Origin of the sequence: Micromonospora sp. NPDC050795 (assembly GCF_044456785.1) — a bacterium.
GTDB lineage: Bacteria > Actinomycetota > Actinomycetes > Mycobacteriales > Micromonosporaceae > Micromonospora.
On sequence record NZ_JBITGE010000017.1, the window covers coordinates 97,118 to 115,109 of the forward strand.

7 protein-coding genes are annotated in these 17,992 nt (G+C 68.9%); all 7 read left to right on the top strand.

Annotation, left to right across the window (positions count from 1 at the left end; all coding sequences use genetic code 11):
• The first annotated feature begins 579 nt into the window (after positions 1 to 579).
• The 7 genes from ACIBEF_RS17220 (at position 580) to ACIBEF_RS17250 (ending at position 17,941) form a co-directional block, all read left to right on the top strand.
• Positions 580 to 10,503: a LamG-like jellyroll fold domain-containing protein gene (locus ACIBEF_RS17220; protein ID WP_396794259.1), complete on the top strand. Its 9,924-nt coding sequence runs from the start codon at positions 580 to 582 to the stop codon at positions 10,501 to 10,503.
• Positions 10,503 to 10,802, top strand: a complete 300-nt coding sequence (locus ACIBEF_RS17225; protein ID WP_396794260.1) for a hypothetical protein — start codon at positions 10,503 to 10,505, stop codon at positions 10,800 to 10,802. Before ACIBEF_RS17220 ends, ACIBEF_RS17225 begins: the two co-directional genes overlap by 1 nt.
• 344 nt (positions 10,803 to 11,146) lie before the next feature.
• Positions 11,147 to 13,360 carry a hypothetical protein gene (locus tag ACIBEF_RS17230; protein ID WP_396794261.1) on the top strand — a complete coding sequence of 738 codons (2,214 nt, stop codon included), beginning with the start codon at positions 11,147 to 11,149 and terminating at the stop codon, positions 13,358 to 13,360.
• 261 nt (positions 13,361 to 13,621) lie between these two features.
• A complete protein-coding gene (locus ACIBEF_RS17235) occupies positions 13,622 to 15,919 on the top strand; it encodes a hypothetical protein (protein ID WP_396794262.1) in 2,298 nt (765 codons plus the stop codon).
• A gap of 95 nt (positions 15,920 to 16,014) precedes the next feature.
• Positions 16,015 to 16,758 carry an ArsR/SmtB family transcription factor gene (locus ACIBEF_RS17240; protein ID WP_396794263.1) on the top strand — a complete coding sequence of 248 codons (744 nt, stop codon included), beginning with the start codon at positions 16,015 to 16,017 and terminating at the stop codon, positions 16,756 to 16,758.
• 72 nt (positions 16,759 to 16,830) lie between these two features.
• Complete coding sequence (locus tag ACIBEF_RS17245; RefSeq protein WP_396794264.1) at positions 16,831 to 17,088, top strand: hypothetical protein; 258 nt, start codon at positions 16,831 to 16,833, stop codon at positions 17,086 to 17,088.
• Between the two features lie 55 nt (positions 17,089 to 17,143).
• The gene (locus tag ACIBEF_RS17250) at positions 17,144 to 17,941 is read left to right on the top strand and encodes an isocitrate lyase/phosphoenolpyruvate mutase family protein (RefSeq protein WP_396794265.1); all 798 of its coding nucleotides are present in this window, start codon (positions 17,144 to 17,146) and stop codon (positions 17,939 to 17,941) included.
• Positions 17,942 to 17,992 lie beyond the last annotated feature (51 nt).

Sequence of the window (17,992 nt, forward strand, 5' to 3'; positions counted from 1 at the left end):
GGTCCACTGTGCGCGGTGAGTGATCCATCGGCCACGGTCGCGGCCCATCATGCACGACCGTGGGTCGCCTGCCAAGCGCGGAAGCTCAGCCCGGCTCGTGGGCTCCGGGAGCATCCATGATGGACATTCGGGGCGGGTCGGAGCAGGGAGTAAACGGACTTAAGGCTCCAAATGGTCGAAGTCTTAACGGAAAGTAGTCTCCCCAGGTCGTAGCGCAAATGAGGACGGTTGCCGCCACTGTGGCTTGACAGCCGATCGAGCGTGCTGCAACCTACAGCGGCATATCGATGAGTAGCAGCACACGGGGGTGTGAAGCTGTGACCGCTGACTTGGCGGCATTCTGCCGTGCCGAGGCGACGCGAATATTGTTGGGCGCTCCGCTCCCGCGTGAATTCCGTCCACCCAAGTTGTCTCTTTCTCTTTTCTGACATTCTCGTCGACCGATGAGTCGACGTCGTAACGCCGTGCCCGTCAAGAGGTAGCGGCGATCGACACCCGGCTTCGTGGGGCCCTCGCAGGTCTCGCGGCCGGCACGTGCCTGTCTCCGCCTCGTAGCCCGTCCTCGATCCAGGGGTGACCATGTCCTTCAGCATTCGCCGTCTGCCCGACCCGCGCGGTCGGCTGACCGATCTGCGTGGTCGGCTGACCGATCTGCGTGGTCGGCTACCCCGGCAACGTTCGATGTTCGGCTCCGGCACCACCCGGTCGGTCCTGGCCGCCGCCCTGGCCGGCGTGCTGATGCTCAACCTGGGCGGCAGCGGGGTGACGGCGTTGCCAGCGGGCGGTGCCCGCGACCGGGACGGTGTCGCCTCCGCCGGTCGGGGTGGCGGCGGCGCGAAGCCGAACCAGGCATGGGGCTCGGCGGCCGGCAAGGCACACGTGACACCCGGGCGCCCCAACCGTGACCTGCCGAAGTCCATGCGCGGGCAGTACCCGCTGCACAAGCTCGCCGACAAGCCCGCCCCGGGGCGCAACAAGGCGTCCGTGGCGGCCGCACCTGTCGACGACACCCCAGGCTTCGACAAGCGAACCAGCCGGGAACGACCGGCCGAGCGCGACGTCAACCAGCGGGTGTTCGACAACGCGGACGGCACCCAGACCACAGAGTTCTCCTCCTCCCCGATCAACTACCGCAAGCCGGACGGCACGTGGGCGCCCATCGACCACACCCTGGTGCCCGCCGCCGACGGATGGGGGACGGCCGCCGACGCGGTCGGCCTGCACCTCGCCGGGAACGGAGCCGCGAGCCAGGTGGCCCGGGTGAGCTTCGACGGTGACACGGAGTTCGGCTTCGGTCTGGCCGAGGCGACCAACGCGCCCGGCCGGGTGAACGGGAACGCCGTCACCTACCCCGGCGTACGCCCCGACGTCGACCTGCGTCTGGAGCCCCGGGCCGGCGGCGTGAAGGAGACCCTGGTCCTGCACTCGGCCAAGGCGCCCGCGTCGTACGTGTTCCCGCTGAACCTGCGCAACCTCACCGCGAAGCTGGTCGACGGTCAGGTCGTTCTCAGCGACCGCGACGGGCGTGAACGCGGCGTGATCCCGGCGGGTTACATGGTGGACGCCGGCACCGGCACGGCCGGTCCCGCCACCTCCACCAAGGTCGCGTACGAACTGGTCACCACCGGTGGGCAGACGGCGCTGAAGGTCACTCCCGACCGGGCGTGGTTGGCCGACCCGGCCCGGCGGTACCCGGTCGAGGTCGACCCGACCGTCGGCCCGCCGGTCGCTGCGATCAACGCCGACAGCAGCATGTACGTGCACGGAGACAGCTCCACGTCCGGCAGCAGCGAGTTGCTCGTCGGTCGCTCCGGCGGGTCCAACGCGGCGGCCTACCTCAAGTTCGGCAACCTGGTCAGCCGACTCCAGAACCACACCATCCACGGGGCGGCGCTCTCCGCTGTCAACTTCGACGCGGCTTCCTGCAAGGCGCGCGCGGTCAGCGTCCACCCGGTCACCGGGTCCTGGTCGGCCGGCACCGGCTACTCGTATCCGGGGCCGGCGGTGGGTGGCGCGCTGGTCAGCCGCTCGTTCGCCCACGGGTACGTCGCTCTCGGCCAGTCCCAGTCCGCCTGCCCGGCAGCCGGGGAGATGTTCGACCTCGGCGTCGGCGGCCGTAACCTCGTGCAGCGCTGGGCCAACGGCCAGCAGGCCAACAACGGTCTCTCGCTGCGCGCGTCCACCACCGACACCTCGGCGTGGAAGAAGTTCGCCGGTACCGGCACGGCGAACCCGCCGGCGCTCTACGTCACGCACAGCCCGTACAACGCCGGGTACGCGATCCCGAAGCCCACTCCGGAGCCGGCCGTCCTGCGTAACCAGGACGGCAAGGTGAAGGTGACGGTCACCAACCTCGGTGCCGAGGCGTGGACGCCGGCGAACTACTACCTCGCGTACCGGGTCTACAACGCGCAGACCGGCGCCGCGGTGACCCAGCAGCGGGCGGCGAACCTGCCCTCCACCCTGGCCCGTGGCGCGAAGGTCACCCTCGACGCGACGGTCAAGCGGTTGGAGCCCGGCTCCTACTTCCTCGACTTCACCATGGTGCGTACCGGTGGAGCGGTCTTCACCGACCACCAGGTGCCACCCGGCCGGATCGTGCTCCAGGTGTTCGACGTTCCGCCGGTCGTGCAGGAGCTCTACCCGGACAACGGGTACCAGGCCCCGACGCTCACCCCACTGCTCTGGGCGCGGGCCGTGGACACCGACGCCGCACCCGGTGCCACCTTGTCCTTCAAGTTCGAGATCTGCGACCAGACCGACGCCGGTGCGGCGACCAACTGCACCAACTCCGGCTACCAGGCCAAGCAGTCCTGGGTGGTGCCCGCCGGCCGGATGGTTTGGGGCAAGAGCTACCTGTGGCGCTCCTTCGTCAAGGACAGCGCCAACGAGGTCATCTCGCCGTACTCGACAATGCTCAGCTCGGTGCCGCAACCGGACCTGTTGTCCCGGATCGCCACGTCGCCCAGCGCCGATCAGGGCCGTGAGTTCGACGCTCAGACCGGCAACTTCGCCACCTCCGCCGTGGACGCCACGGTGGTGACCGTCGGGCCGGAGCTGAACCTGGTCCGCACCTACAACAGCCTCGACCCCCGGACGACCGGCGTCTTCGGCGCCGGCTGGTCCAGCCGGTACGACATGACGTTGGTTCCCGACAACGACGGCACCGGCAACGTGGTGGTCCGCTACCCGGACGGTCAGGAGGTGCGGTTCGGCAAGAACCCGGACGGCACGTACGCCCCGCCGCCGGGCCGGGTCGCGAAGCTCAGCGTCGACAGCAGCAACTGGAAGCTTGTCGACCGTACCGGCAGCACCTACCAGTTCTCCCTGCTCTACAAACTCCAGAAGATCACCGACAACTCCGGGCACTCGGTCAACCTGACCCTCGACCCGATGACCGGCAAGCTCGCCCGGGCCCAGGTCTCCAACAGCCAGAGCAACACCGCCGGCCGTTCGCTGACCTTCACCTGGAACGGCAACCGCATCGCCACGGTCAGCACCGACCAGGTCAACGGCGCGAAGCTGACCTGGAACTACACCTACGAGGGTGACCTGCTGACCAAGGTCTGCGGCCCGGAGTCCGCCTGCACCAACTACGCCTACGCGGCCGGTTCGCACTACCGCACCGCCGTTCTCGACGCCAAGCCCGACTCGTACTACCACCTCGGCGAGGCCGAGGGCACCGGCGCGGCCAGCGACGTGGCGATCAACCTGGGCAAGGACGCCGGCACGTACCGCAACAACGTCACCCTGGGCCAGCCCGGCGTGCTGGAGGGCACCAACGGCACCGCCGCGGCCTTCAACGGCACCTCGGCCTACCTCGAACTGCCCAAGGGGCTGGTCAAGAAGAGCCGCGATGTCTCCGTCGAGCTGTGGTTCAAGATCGGTCTGACGCAGACCGGTGGCCCGCTCATCGGCTACCAGGACAAGGCCGTCGGCACCACGGCGACCAGCGGCGTACCGCTGCTCTACACCGGCACCGACGGAAAGCTGCGCGGCCAGTTCGCCACGGGCACGATCGCACCGATCACCTCGGGCATCACGGTCAACGACAACAAGTGGCACCACGTGGTGCTCTCCGCGATGGCCAACACCCAGACCATGTACCTCGACGGGGTCAAGGTCGGTGACCTGGCCGGGCAACCGATCGAGCACTCGCTGCTGACCTTCAACCAGGTCGGCCTCGCCTCGGCGACCACGCCCAGTTCCTGGCCGGCCTGGGGCGGCACCGCCCAGAGGTACTTTGCCGGCACGATCGACGAGGTCGCCGTCTACTCGCGCCCGATAGGCCTGGAGACGGCCAAGGCGCACTTCCAGTACGCGAAGCCGGCCGCCCAGCAGCTGACCCGGGTCACCCTGCCCAGCGGCCGGGTCGCCACCGAGGTCGAGTACGACACGGCCACCGATCGGGTCAAGGAGTACACCGACGACAACGGCGGCACCTGGAAGGTGGGTCAGCCCACCGTCTACGGCGGCGACACCGACCTGCGGCGCAGCGTCCAGGTCCTCGACCCGGCCAACCGCCCCTACCTGTACGAGTACGACGCGCTCGCCGGTCGACTGCTGCGCTCCGGCACCCCGCTGGGACTGGAGATCCGCGAGGAGGACCGACCCGGGCAGCCCAGCCCGACGCCGAGCCCGCCGCCCACCGAGGTCTGCACCCAGCCCGACCCGAACGACCCGGCCTTCTGCACCGTGATCCCGGGCGACGCCGGTGGACCGATCTTCGTGCGGCACCCGTTGGACGGCATGGCCATCCGCTCGTTCTCCTACAACGCGGACGGCCAGCAGAGCAAGGTCACCAACGAGAACGGTGACACGGTGGAGATGACGTACGACAGCAGGGGGCGTCTCGCCACCCGCAAGAGCTGCCGTACGTCCACCCAGTGCTTCACGAACTACTACACCTATCCGGCTTCCATCACCGACCCGTTCGACCCGCGCATCGACCTGGCGGTGGAGCAGCGCGACGGCCGCTCCAGCGGCCCGACCGACAACAAGTTCCGGACCACCTTCACGTACCGGGACCGCACCGGTCAGCTCCTCACCCAGACCAACCCGGACGGCAGCCTGGTCACCCACACCTACACCAGCGGCGGCGAGGCCGGTGTCAACGGCATCCCTCCGTCCGGGTTGCTGGCCAGCAGCACCACCAACGGGCAGACCAAGCCCACCAGCTACGCGTACTACGCCAACGGTGACCTGTACAAGGTGACCGAGCCGTCCGGGCTGGTGACCGAGTACACCTACGACGCCCTCGGCCGACGGATCACCGAGAAGGTCATCTCCGACACCTATCCCGCGGGCGTCACCACCACGATCACCTACGACGGGCACTCGCGGGTCGCCACCGTCACCGGCCCGGTCACCACCGACGCCGTCACCGGCAAGCAGCACCAGAGCCGAACCGTCAACGAGTACGACGCCGACGGCAACCCCACCAAGGTCACCGCCACCGACCTGCTCGGCGGTGACCCCGAGCGGGTCACCAGCACCGAGTACGACGACGAGGGACGGCCGGTCCGGGTCGTCGACCCGGAGGGCAACGAAACCAGCTACGGGTACGACAGGTTCGGCAACAAGACGACCATGACCGACGCCAACGGCAACCGCTACGACTGGGCGTACACCGCCCAGAACAAGGTGGCCGAGGTGCGGCTGCGGGACTGGCGCAGTGACCCGGCCGGCACCCCCGGCACCGGCACCGGCGACTACCTGGTCCTGCACTCCTACTCGTACGACTTCGCCGGGCGGCTGGCCAGCGACACCGACGCCATGGGCCGGCGACTGGAGTACAAGTACTACCGCGACGACCTGTTGGAAAAGATCACCCTCAAGGACTTCCGCAACCCTGACGGTTCCAAGCGGGACTACGTCGTGGAGGAGAACACCTACGACGGGGCCGGCAACGTGACCCGCAAGGTCGGGGCCAACGGCACCCAGATCACCGACCACACGCCGGACGAGGCCGGCAAGGTGAAGAGCACCGTCCTGGATCCGACGGGGGTGCGTCGGACCAACACCTTCACCTACGACTACAACGGCAACGTCAAGCAGACGGTCCGGACCGGGAACGCGTCGAACCTGAACTGGGAGGTACTGGCCACCTCCGAGGTCGTCGACTACACCTACGACGACGCCGGGAACGTCCTCACCGAGAAGGTCACCGCCGGCAGCAGCACCCGGGTGACCAGCTACACGTACGACAGGCGCGGCCTGCGCACCTCGGTCACCGACCCGCGTGGCAATGTGAGCGGCGCCGACAAGGCGAAGTTCACCAGCACCTTCCGATACGACGAGCTGGGCCGTCAGGTCGGGCAGAGCGGCCCGACCGTCCTGGCCGAGAGCGACGGCAACGCCGCGGTCTCCACCAACCCGACCAGTTCGGTCGGCTACAACACCTTCGGCGAGCAGGTCGCCGTCAAGGACCCGCTCGGGCGGGTCTCCACCTCGGAGTACGACAAACTCGGCCGGGTGGTGCGCAGCCTCGCGCCGATGTACCTCGCGCCCGGTGTGACCCAGCCGGTCACCCCGGAGCACAAGCGCCGCTACGACGCCCTGGGCAACGTGCTGGAGGAGACCGACCCGGCCGGCATCACCAACTACACGTACGACCAGCTCAACCGGTTGACCGTCCGGGACGAACCGTCGAAGACCAACGACGACCGCGCGCTCACCCGCTACACCTACACCCGTACGGGCGAGGTCCTCTCGGTCACCGGCCCGACCGGCGCCCGGGTCGAGTCGACCTACGACGACCTCGACCGGCAGGTCACCCAGACCGTCGTCGAGCGTCGGCCGACCACCCGCAACCTGGTCAGCAGGCTCGCCTACGACGACGCGGGCAACCTGACCTCGTCGGTCTCCCCGACCGGGGCGACCACAGTCAACACCTTCAACGGGGCCGGCGACATCACCCGCAGCACCGCGCCGACCGGCGAGGCCACGATCTTCGGGTACGACTTCGCCGGCCGCGAGGTCCGGGTCTCCGACGGCCTCGGCCGCACCACCCGGGTCGGGTACGACCAGTTCGGTAACCGGACGAGCACCTTGAATCTCAAGGCCGACGGCACGGTCCTGCGCACCCAGAGCTACGGGTACGACGTGGCCGGCAACATGACCTCGTCGAAGGACCCGTACAACACCGTCACCACCTACGAGTACGACGCGGCGGACCAGCTCGTCAAGCAGATCGAGCCGACCGACGCCGACCCGATCACCACCACCTTCGGGTACGACGCCGCCGGTAACCGGACCCGCTACACCGACGGCCGCAACAACTCCACCATCTACACGTACAACACCCTGGGTCTGCCGGAGTCGGCGATCGAGCCGTCCACGGCGAGCCACCCGACAGCCGCGGACCGCACGTGGACGGTCGCGTACGACGCCGACGGCAACGCGGTACGGCTCAGCGCCCCGGGTGGGGTGAGCCGCATGCGGACCTACGACGCGGCTGGCCGCCTGACCGAGGAGACCGGTTCCGGGGGTGACACCCCGACCGCGACCCGGACCCTGGACTACGACCAGGACGGCCGGCTGAAGAGCGTCAACGCTCCCGGTGGCAGCAACACGTACAACTGGAACGACCGGGGTGGGCTGCTGTCCACCGCCGGCCCGTCCGGCACGGCGAGCTTCGACTACAACGACGACGGCCGGGTCACCAGCCGCACCGACCTGACCGGCACGGCCAGCTTCGGCTACGTCAAGGGTCGCCTCGACACGCTCACCGACGGCATCACCGGCCAGCAGCAGAAGCTCGGCTACGACGCCGCCGGTGACGTCAAGACCGTCGACTACGGCGCCGGCCGCGTCCGCACCTTCGGGTACGACGACTACGGGCGGGTCGCCAGCGATGTGCTGCGCAACGCGGGCGGCCAGACGGTGGCCTCGGTCACCTACGGCTTCGACCTCAACGGCCACCTCACCACCAAGAACACCACCGGCACCGCCGGGGCCGGCGCCAACACCTACGACTACGACAAGGCCGGCCGGCTGATCTCCTGGAGCAGCCCGGCCGGGACCGTCACGTACGCCTGGGACGCCAGCGGCAACCGGGTTCGGGCCGGCTCCAAGACCGCGACCTTCGACGAACGCAACCGGCTGCTCTCCGACGGCGACTACACCTACGCGTACACCCCGCGGGGCACCCTTCGGACCCGCACCAGCTCGGGCCTGGCCGAACAGTTCTCGTTCGACGCCTTCGACCGGCTCACGGCGGCGCAGGGCCAGACCTACACCTACGACGGCCTGGACCGGGTCGCGTCTCGCACCGGCAACTCCTTCGTCTACGCAGGTCTGGGCGACGAGGTGGTGCACGACGGGTACGAGTACTACGGTCGCGGCCCGAACGACGAGCTGCTCGCCACCGTCCAGGGCGCCGACAAGCGGCTGTCGCTGACCGACGCCCACGGTGACGTGGTGGCGGCCATCAACCCGGCCGACACCCAACTGTCCACGCTGAACGACTCCACCGCGTACGACCCGTTCGGCAAGAAGGTGACCAGCACCGGCAGCACCGGCCGGCTGGGCTTCCAGGGGGACTGGACCGACCCGGAAACCGGGCAGGTCGACATGGGCGCCCGCTGGTACCAGCCCGGCACCGGCACGTTCACCTCGCGCGACAGCGTCAACTACACCACCGGCGACTCGATCCTGGCCAACCGCTACACCTACGGTGCTGGCGCCCCGCTGGACTTCGACGACCCGGACGGCCACTGGCCGCGCTGGATGAAGCGCGCCGCGAGCGTCGTGAGCAACACCGTCTCCAACGTCGTCAGTGGCGCGTACACGGCGTACAGCTACGCCAGGAACTTCGTGTCCACCGTTGCTCACTACGCCTGGTCCGGGATCAAAGCGGTCGGCCGAGTGATCTCCAGTAGCGCGAAGTGGCTCGGCGAGAAGACGATGAGCGCCGTCCGGTACGTCGGCAGCAAGATCCAGTCCAAACTCAGCCAGGTCGCCCGCGCCGCCGACTGGGCCAGACAACAGGCCAAGATGGTCGCGCAACGCATCTACCAGGCAAAAGTCGCGGTGACAGCCGCCGCGAAGTCGGCTATCAAACAAGCTGTCAAGTTCACCAAGCTGGCGGTGATCCCGGCGCTGACGAAGCCGCTCATCACGCTCGGCAAGGTGGTCTCCACCGGCTTCAAGATGGCGGCGAGTGTCGTCGCGGTCACCACGATGGCCATCCAGGACCCAGCAAAGTTCAAACAGAACCTCTGGTTGGCGGCCGCACAGAAGTTGGCACCGCTCGTCGAGGGCGCCGAAAAGATGTGGGACAAGGCGACCCAGTTCGTCGAGGATCACGCCGCCGAGATCGCCGGCTTCGCCGTCGGAGCCGTCGTCGGCCTGGGCTGCGGCGCGGCCATCGGCTGGACCGGTGTCGGAGCGGTGGCCTGCGGGGCGCTCGCCGGAGCGGTCGGCTCGGCGGTCACCGGTTACATGGACGGCAAGCGTGGCTGGGACCTCGCCGGCGCCACCGCCATGGGCGGCCTCACCGGCGCCCTCGGTGGTGCGCTCGGCTCCATCGGCGGCCAGGCGTTGGGTGCGGGCATCCGCGGGCTGAGCGGCGGACTCCGGTCGGCCGGCAGCAAGGCGCTGAATGCGGGCATGGGCGAGGCCCGCAGCATCGGTCGGGGCCTGCTTGGTAAGTGCGGTAGCAACAGCTTCACGGGCGAAACCCGGGTGCTGATGGCGGACGGCAGTTCCAAGCGCATCGACGAGGTGCAGGTCGGCGAGAAGGTGCTCGCCACAGACCCGACGACTGGCCTCACGGAGGAACGCGCCGTTACCGCCTCGATCATCGGCGCGGGCAACAAGAATCTTGTCGAGATTACTATCGACACCGACGGCAAGGCTGGCAGTCGAACCGAGAAGCTGACCGCTACGGGCGGCCACCCGTTCTGGGTCGCCGATCAAAACCGTTGGGTCGAGGCACAGGATCTGGCCAGTGGCTACGTCTTCGAGACGGCTGACCACCGGCCCGCGTCCGTCGTCGCCATTCGGAAGTGGACAGAGCAGCGCCAGGTCTACAACCTCACCGTCGATGTCCTTCACACGTACTATGTGCTCGACGGCGCAATGGCAGTCCTCGTGCACAATTGTGGTCCTGCCGACCTGAAGGGCTATGCAGACTTTCTCAGACCAAACGCCGGCAAGGGGAAGGTCATATATGCTGCCAAGTACACATCACCGTCGGGTCGCAGCTATTTCGGCTACAACGGTCACGATTTGACTCCGACCCCCGGTGGGGTAATGGACGCGGTAAGTAAGCAGTTGGGTAAGGAGGGGCATGTCGGCTGCGCCGAAACAATGTGTCTGATCCTTGCCGAAAAGGCGGAAGGGGAGGCTGCTTTCGGCGGCATTATGGACGTCATGAAGGTTCGTGGCATCAATTCGACCGGAGGTGCCCACGGAACCGTCGGCTACCCCTGTACGCAGACATGTCGGCCGCGATTGGCTGAACTTGAGATCGAGCACGATATGCCTGGAGGGCCATAATGGGCGGCGACCGTAGTTTCCGTGAAGCAGTACAGGTGGTAGTTGATCTGGTGTTCACGGACGACATGGAGCTTTTCGACTCTCTCCCCGACGAAATTCAAGAGAACCTTGGGCCGGCGCTGTCGGTTCTAGGTGATCCTATTGCAGGCGATGGATCTGACACTGAACAACTGGTATCGGCTGCAATTATTGTTGAAGAGATCGCGGCAAAATATAGAAATGCGCTCCCGTCTGCCTTAAATGGGAGACTTGATGCTATGGCGGCCGAGAGAAGGGCTTTGTGGCCCTCGGGGGCATGATAAAACCGAATGAAAGGTTGCCGATCGCAATTATTGGATTGGCGTGAGGCTTCTGTTCTCGGTATAGGCCTGCTTGATGGACGTTCGCCGCGAGCAAGACCGTCGGACGCCTTTGAATCGTCCTGCGACGGCGAGGTTGCGGCGCTCGACCCTCGGCGAAGTGATGTAGATCCTGGATAGAAGATGAGGAAGAGTTGTCAAGAACATTCGGGCGGCCGACTATTCGGGCCCTCGTGGCGATGCTTCTTATTGTCCTGTCGGCTGGAACCACGCTGAGCAGGCTGGGTTCGCCAGCGCACGCCGACGCCGCCGGCAGGGGTGGTGACTTCGTACCGATCGACAGCGTGCCCCTCCTGGACACTCGCGACGGCACCGGCGGCACCACTGGTGTTCGGGGCGCCAAGTCCGTCACGACGTTCAACGCCGTCGGCATCGCCGGTATCCCGACCAGCGGGGTCAGCGCGTTGATGGTCGACGTGACGGCGATCTACCCGACCGCCAACACGTTCCTGACCATCTACCCGGACCTGACGGACCCGAAGGCCTCGGCCATGAACGCCTCCATCGGCGAGGTCATGACCAACTCGGCGGTGGTCAAGCCCGGTACGAACGGCAAGCTCGCGGTGCGCAACGCGGGCGGCAACGTCCACATCCGCGTGGATGTGGTGGGCTACTTCACCGCCGCCACCGGCAGCACCGGCTCCGGCTTCGTGCCGGTGAACCACACCCGGGTGGTCGACACCCGGACCGGACAGGGGATCACCGCCGGCACCATGCCGACCCGTGGCACGCGTGCCGCGAACATCTCCGGCAGCGGGCTCGTGCCCAGTTCCGCGACGGCCGTCATGTTGGACGTCGTGGTCATCGGTGCGACGGGTAACGGTTGGTTGACCGTCGGGTCGAGCACGGCCGCGGAGACGGGCATCGACTACGCCAAGGGCGCCACCTCGATCGGGATGGTGGTCAAGCTGAACCCCGGCGCCGGCGGCGCAGTGGTATTGGAGAATCGCGGGCAGGCCGTGCACGTCGCCATCACCGTCCAGGGCTACTGGACCGGCAGCCCGACCACCGGCGCCGGCCTGCGCATGGTGCCGGCGACCACCCTGTACGACAGCCGCTTCCCCAGTGGAGCCCAGCCGGTGCCCGCCTACGGCACCATCGATGTCGCGGTCGCGGGCACCAGTGGCCTGCCGACCCGCGGCATCGCCGCCGCCGTCCTCAATGTGCACGCGGTCGCCCCGACTGTTGACGGGTTCTTCAACGTCACGCCCCTGGGCAGCGCCTTGAACGTTGCGTCGACGACGAACTTCCCCGCCGCGCACGTCGCCCGGTCCAGCATCGTGGTGACCAAGCTGGGCACCGAGGGGAAGGTTCGGATCAAGAACGTCAGCAGCGGGACCGTGCACATCGTGGTCGACCTGCAGGGCTGGTACGCCGACCCGCTTCCGTTCCTGCCGACCGAGTCCTTCTCCCGATCGACGGCGTTGCAGGGGGAGGCGAGCGACGGCAGCTCGCTCGGGGTCATCGTCTACGCGCACACCGACAACAACGGTCAGGTGCGGGTCGTCCACCAGCAGAACCCGGACGACTTCAGCAGCGTCCAGCACATCCCCCAGTTCGGTGCGGAGGCGTTCACCGGGCAGCCCGCCTTGAATGTGCAGAGTGGCACCAAGCAGGTGCAGATCAGCGCCCTGCACACCGCCGGCACCGTGTGGACCGGTGCTCAGACGGCGGCGAACGCGGCGACCTGGGCGACGACCGGCACCCTCGGCGGCACCATGGTGGGCCGGCCCGCCACGGTCACGCTCGCCGACGGCACCAGCGTGATCTTCGCAGTGGACGTCGATGGTCTCCTGTGGCACTACCGCCAGACCGGGACGGCTGCGTCGTGGAAGAGCCTCGGTGACGTCGACCTCACCGGCGGCGTCACTCTGGTGAAGGTCGACGCCGGTGTCCGACTGGTTGCCACCACCATGACCGGCACCATCAAGACCGCGCTCTATTCCACCGACGGCACCCTCAGCGCCTGGGTCGACCTGGGCGGGAACGTGACCGGAGTGCCGGCCGTGTTCCTCAACCAGGGCTACCGCACCAGCGTGGTGGCCCGTGCGGCGGACGGTTCGCTGATCACGAAGAAGCAGGAGCTGGGCGGGGCCTGGCCGACCACCTGGCAGACGGTGGGCACGTTCACCGCCGCCGGTTCCCCGGCCGCGATCCTCGACCCGGCCCTGGGGCGGATCGTGGTCGTTGCCCGGGGTGCCGACAATGAGATGTACCGGGTGTTCGAGACCGAGCAGGGCTCCGGCACCTTCGGTGAGTGGCTGCGCCTGTACGAGAACCCGGGCGACCCGACGGCTGCCACCGCCGCCACCGATCCCACCATCGCGGAGATCCGGAATTCCGGTGGGCCCGGCTTCGTGGTGGTCTACCGCAACCGGAACAACACCACCATCGCGCTGGACCGGCGGTTCGCCGCCCCCAGCGGGATGGCGGCAGCGAAGGCCAGCCCGTCGGCGGTCGGCTTCACCGCACACCTGATCCCGACGCCGAAGTCCTGAACCTCGCTACCACCGGCCCGGGGGGTCTTCGTCCGCGTGACGGAGGCCCCCGGGCGTCTGGTCCGCGCTCCCTCCGGAGTTCGCGACGCTTGTCGGAAATCTGGAAAGGAGTCGCCAGAACTTACACCTGGATTGAGGAGAGTTCCGCCCGGTTTCCGACCACCCTCGCCGTTGCATCCTCTATAAGGAATTTGCATGAAAGAATTACTGACTTCACGTTTGCGCACCCGTATCGGTAGTGGATTAGCCACCCTTGGTGTCGTGCTGGCAATGGTTGTCTCGCCGACCCCAGCCCACGCCGACGCCGCCGGCAGGGGCGGTGACTACGTACCGATCGACACTGTCACCCTGCTCGACACCCGCACGGGTGTCGGCAGCACCACCGGCACCCGAGGCGCCGGATCGGTCACGTCGTTCACTGCCCTGGGGATCGGCGGCGTTCCGGCCGCGGGCGTCAGCGCGTTGATGATCGACGTGACGGCGATCAGCCCGACCGCCAACACGTTCCTGTCCGTCTACCCGGACCAGACGAGCCGGACCACCTCGGAGCTGAATGCCGCCGCCGGCGAGGTGATCACCAACTCGACGGTGGTCAAGCCGGGCGCGAACGGCAAGATTGCGGTTTACAACCTGACCGGCAGCCTGAACATCAAAGTGGACGTGGCGGGCTACTACACCACCGCCACGGGCAGCGTCGGCTCCGGCTTCGTGCCGGTGAACCACACGCGGGTGGTCGACAGCCGAATAGGACTGGGGATCGCCACCGGCACCCTCCCCACCAGCGGGTCCCGCACTGCCAACCTCTCCGGTGGCGGGCTGGTGCCCAGCACCGCGAAGGCGGTCCTGCTCGACGTGGTCGTCACAGGTTCGACCGGCAACGGTTGGGTGACGGTCGGGTCGAGCGCGACCGCGAAGGTCGGCATCGACTACGTCAAGGCCACCACGTCCATGGTCATGGCGGTCAAACTCAACTCCGATGGCAGCCGTAACGTGCAACTGGAGGCTCGCGGGCCCGCCGTGCACGTCGCCATCACGGTCCAGGGGTACTGGACCGACAGCCCGACCACCGGCGCGGGTCTGCGTCCGATCCCGGCGACAAGGCTGTACGACAGCCGGTTGCCCACCGGCGCCCAAGCGGTGCCCGCGGGCGGCTCCGTCGACGTCGCGGTGGCGGGCACCAACGGCCTGCCGACTCGCGGCATCGCCGCCGCCGTCCTCAACGTGCACGTGGTGGGTCCCGCGACCGCCGGTTATCTCACCGTCACGCCGCTCGACGGCACTCCGAACCCCACCTCGACTGCCGACTTCCCCGCCGGGCTCAACATCACCCGATCGAGCCTCGTGGTGACCAAGCTGGGCACCGAGGGGAAGGTTCGGATCAAGAACGTCAGCAGCGGTACCGCGCACATCCTGGTCGACCTGCAGGGCTGGTTCGCCGACCCGATGCCGTTCCTGCCGACGGAGTCCTTCTCGCGCTCGACGGCGGTACAGGCCGAGGCGAGCCCCGGTGCCACGCTCGGGCCGATCGTCTACGCGCACACCGACAACATCGGTCAGGTGCGGGTCATCCACCAGCCTCACCCCGACGACTACACCACCGTCCAACACGTCCCCCTGTTCGGCTCGCAGGCCTTCACCGGGCAGCCCTCGCTCAACGTGCTGAGCTCCAGCAACCAGGTGCAGATCAGCGCCCTGCACACCACCGGAATGGTGTGGACCGGCGCCCAGACGACGGCGAACGCCGCGACGTGGGCGTCCAACGGGAGCCTCGGGGGCTCCATGGCCGCCCCGCCGGTCGCGGTCACCCTGCCCAACGGCACCAGCGTGATCTTCGGTGTGGACGTGGATGGTCGCCTGTGGCACTACCGCCAGTCGGGGACGGGTCCGTCGTGGAAGAGCCTGGGTGACGTCGACCTCGCGGGCAGCGTCACCGTCGTCAAGGTCGAGGCCGGCGTCCGGTTGGTGGCGACCACCACCGTCGGCACCATCAAGACCGCGCTCTACTCCAACGACGGCATCCTCGGCGGTTGGACCGACCTGGGCGGGAACGTGACGGGGGTGCCGGCCGCCTTCCTCATCCAGGGTTACCGCACCGGCGTGGTGGCCCGTGCGGCCGACGGTTCGCTGGTCATGAAGCGGCAGGAGCTGGGCGGGGCCTGGCCGACCACCTGGCAGACGGTGGGCACGTTCACCGCCGCCGGTTCCCCGGCCGCGATCGTCGACCCGGCGCTGAGCCGTATCGCCGTCGTTGCTCGGGGCCCCGACAACGAGGTCTACCGGGTGTACGAGACCGCGCAGGGCTCGGGCACCTGGGGCGAGTGGCTGCGCCTGTACGTGAACACGGACGACCCGACCGCTGCCACCGCCGCCACCGATCCCACGATCGCGCCAATCGAAAACTCTGGCGGGCCCGGCTTCGTGGTGGTCTACCGCAACCGGAACAACACCACCATCGCGCTGGACCGGCGGTTCGCCGCCCCCGGTGGGATGGCGGCAGCGAAGGCCAGCCCGTCGGCGGTCGACTTCACCGCACACCTGATCCCGACGCCGAAGTCCTGAACCTCGGCACCACCAGCCCGGGGGTCTTCGTCCACGTGACGGAGGCCCCCGGGTCGTTGTCCACCGCTCGGTGTCTGCCTTCCTAGACTGGGGCGATGAGCGTTGGCACCGACGGTCGGGGGATGGCCGAGCTGGCGGCCCTGCTGGCCGACGGCACCCGCGCCGGGATGTGTCTGGCGCTGCTCGACGGGCGGGCATGGACGGCTGGTGAGCTGGCCCGGCGCGCCGGGGTTGCCCCGTCGACGGCCAGCGACCATCTCACCCGACTCGTCCGCGGTGGGCTGCTCGTCGAGGAACGGCAGGGCCGCCACCGTTACCTGCGGCTGGCCGGGCCGTCGGTGGCCCAGCTCATCGAGGACCTTGCCGGGCACGCCCCGGCCACGCCCACACCGACCGGGTCGCTGCGCGCGGCGACCGCGAGCGCTTCCCTGGCGTACGCCCGGACCTGCTACGACCACCTCGCCGGGCGGCTGGGCGTGCTGATGTACGACGCGTTGCTCAGCGAGCGCCGACTCGACCGGGCCAGTGGCTTGGCGCTCACGCCCGACGGGTGGGCCTGGGCGGCCGGGTTGGGCGTCCCCGTGGACGTGTTGCGCGCCGCCCGCCGCCCGGTGGTCCGCGACTGCCTGGACTGGACCGAACGCCGCCCGCACCTGGCCGGGGCGCTCGGCGCGGCGCTCTGCCGTCGCTTCACCGAGCTGGGCTGGATCAGCCAGGGCATCGGCCGCGCCGTCCGTCTCACTCCCAGCGGCCGCCCCGGCCTGGCCGCGGCCCTGGCCATACCCGAACACAGCCTCGACCCGCCGGTGGTCCCGCCGCCCACGAGCGGTCGCGCCTGACCGGCGCGCAGCGGGTCGCCGTGGCGGGATCGTTCGGTGTGGGGCGAACGGTTCGCGCCCTACGGTCGGGCGGTGACTGACACCTGGCCGCACGTCGCGCCCGCCCCGGGAACACCCTCGTGTGGGCCGCCCTCGTTCGAACCGGAGCGCGGTTGGTGGGTGACCCGGCACGCCGACGTGCGCGCCGCGCTGACCGATCCGGCGTTCCAGGTGCCGGCCGTCGACACCGGTGCCGTCGGGACGGCGGTCGCGGTCGTCGCGGCGGCGTACCACCCGGGGGTGGACCTGGCCCTGACCGCGCGGGCCGACGGGGCGGCCCCACCCCGATGAGTTTCGAACCGCCACCGACCCTGCGGGTGCCGACAACTCTGGAGGTGAGCGTCCGATGAACGAACGTTCTGCCGCGTTCCACGCCCTGCACCGCGCCGGCCGCCCCCTGCTGCTGCCCAACGCGTGGGACCACGCCTCGGCGGCGGCGCTCGCCGCGGTTGGACATCCGGCCATCGGCACCACCAGCCTCGGGGGCGCCGCGACCGCCGGCCTTCCCGACGGCGCTGCGGCCACCGCAACGGAGACCCTCGCCCTGGCTCGCCGGCTGGCTCGGCTGCCGGTGCTGCTCAGCGTGGACGTGGAGGCCGGGTTCAGCGACGACCCGGCCGAGGTCGCCGAGTACGTGGCGGAGTGGGCCGGGCTCGGCGTGGTCGGGATCAACCTGGAGGACGGGCGCGCCGATGGCACCCTCGCCGACACCGAGGTCGCCGCTGCCAAGATTGTGGCGGTGAAGGCGGCGGTGCCGGAGCTGTTCGTCAACGCCCGCACCGACACCTGGTGGCTCGGGGTGCACGACCCGCTGCCGCAGACCCTCGCCCGTGCCCGTGCCTACCGGGTGGCCGGTGCCGACGGGATCTTCGTGCCCGGGACCGCCGACCTGGCCACCCTGCGCGTCCTCGGCGAGCGGATCGACGCTCCGGTGAACGCGCTGTACCAGCCGGGCGGCCCAGGGCTGGCCGAGTTGGGCGGGGCCGGGGTGGCCCGGGTCAGCACCGGCTCGCTGCTGTTCCGGGCCGCGCTGGGCGCCGCGCTCGCCGCCGCCGATGCCGTCCGCCACAACGGGTCCACCATTCCGGTGGGACTGCCGTCGTACGCCGAGGTGCAGGCTCTGGTGCCGACGGGCGGCGACTGACGGTGGCGGCCGGCGCTGGGGGCGGTGAGTGCCGGTCTGAGCGCGGCTCGT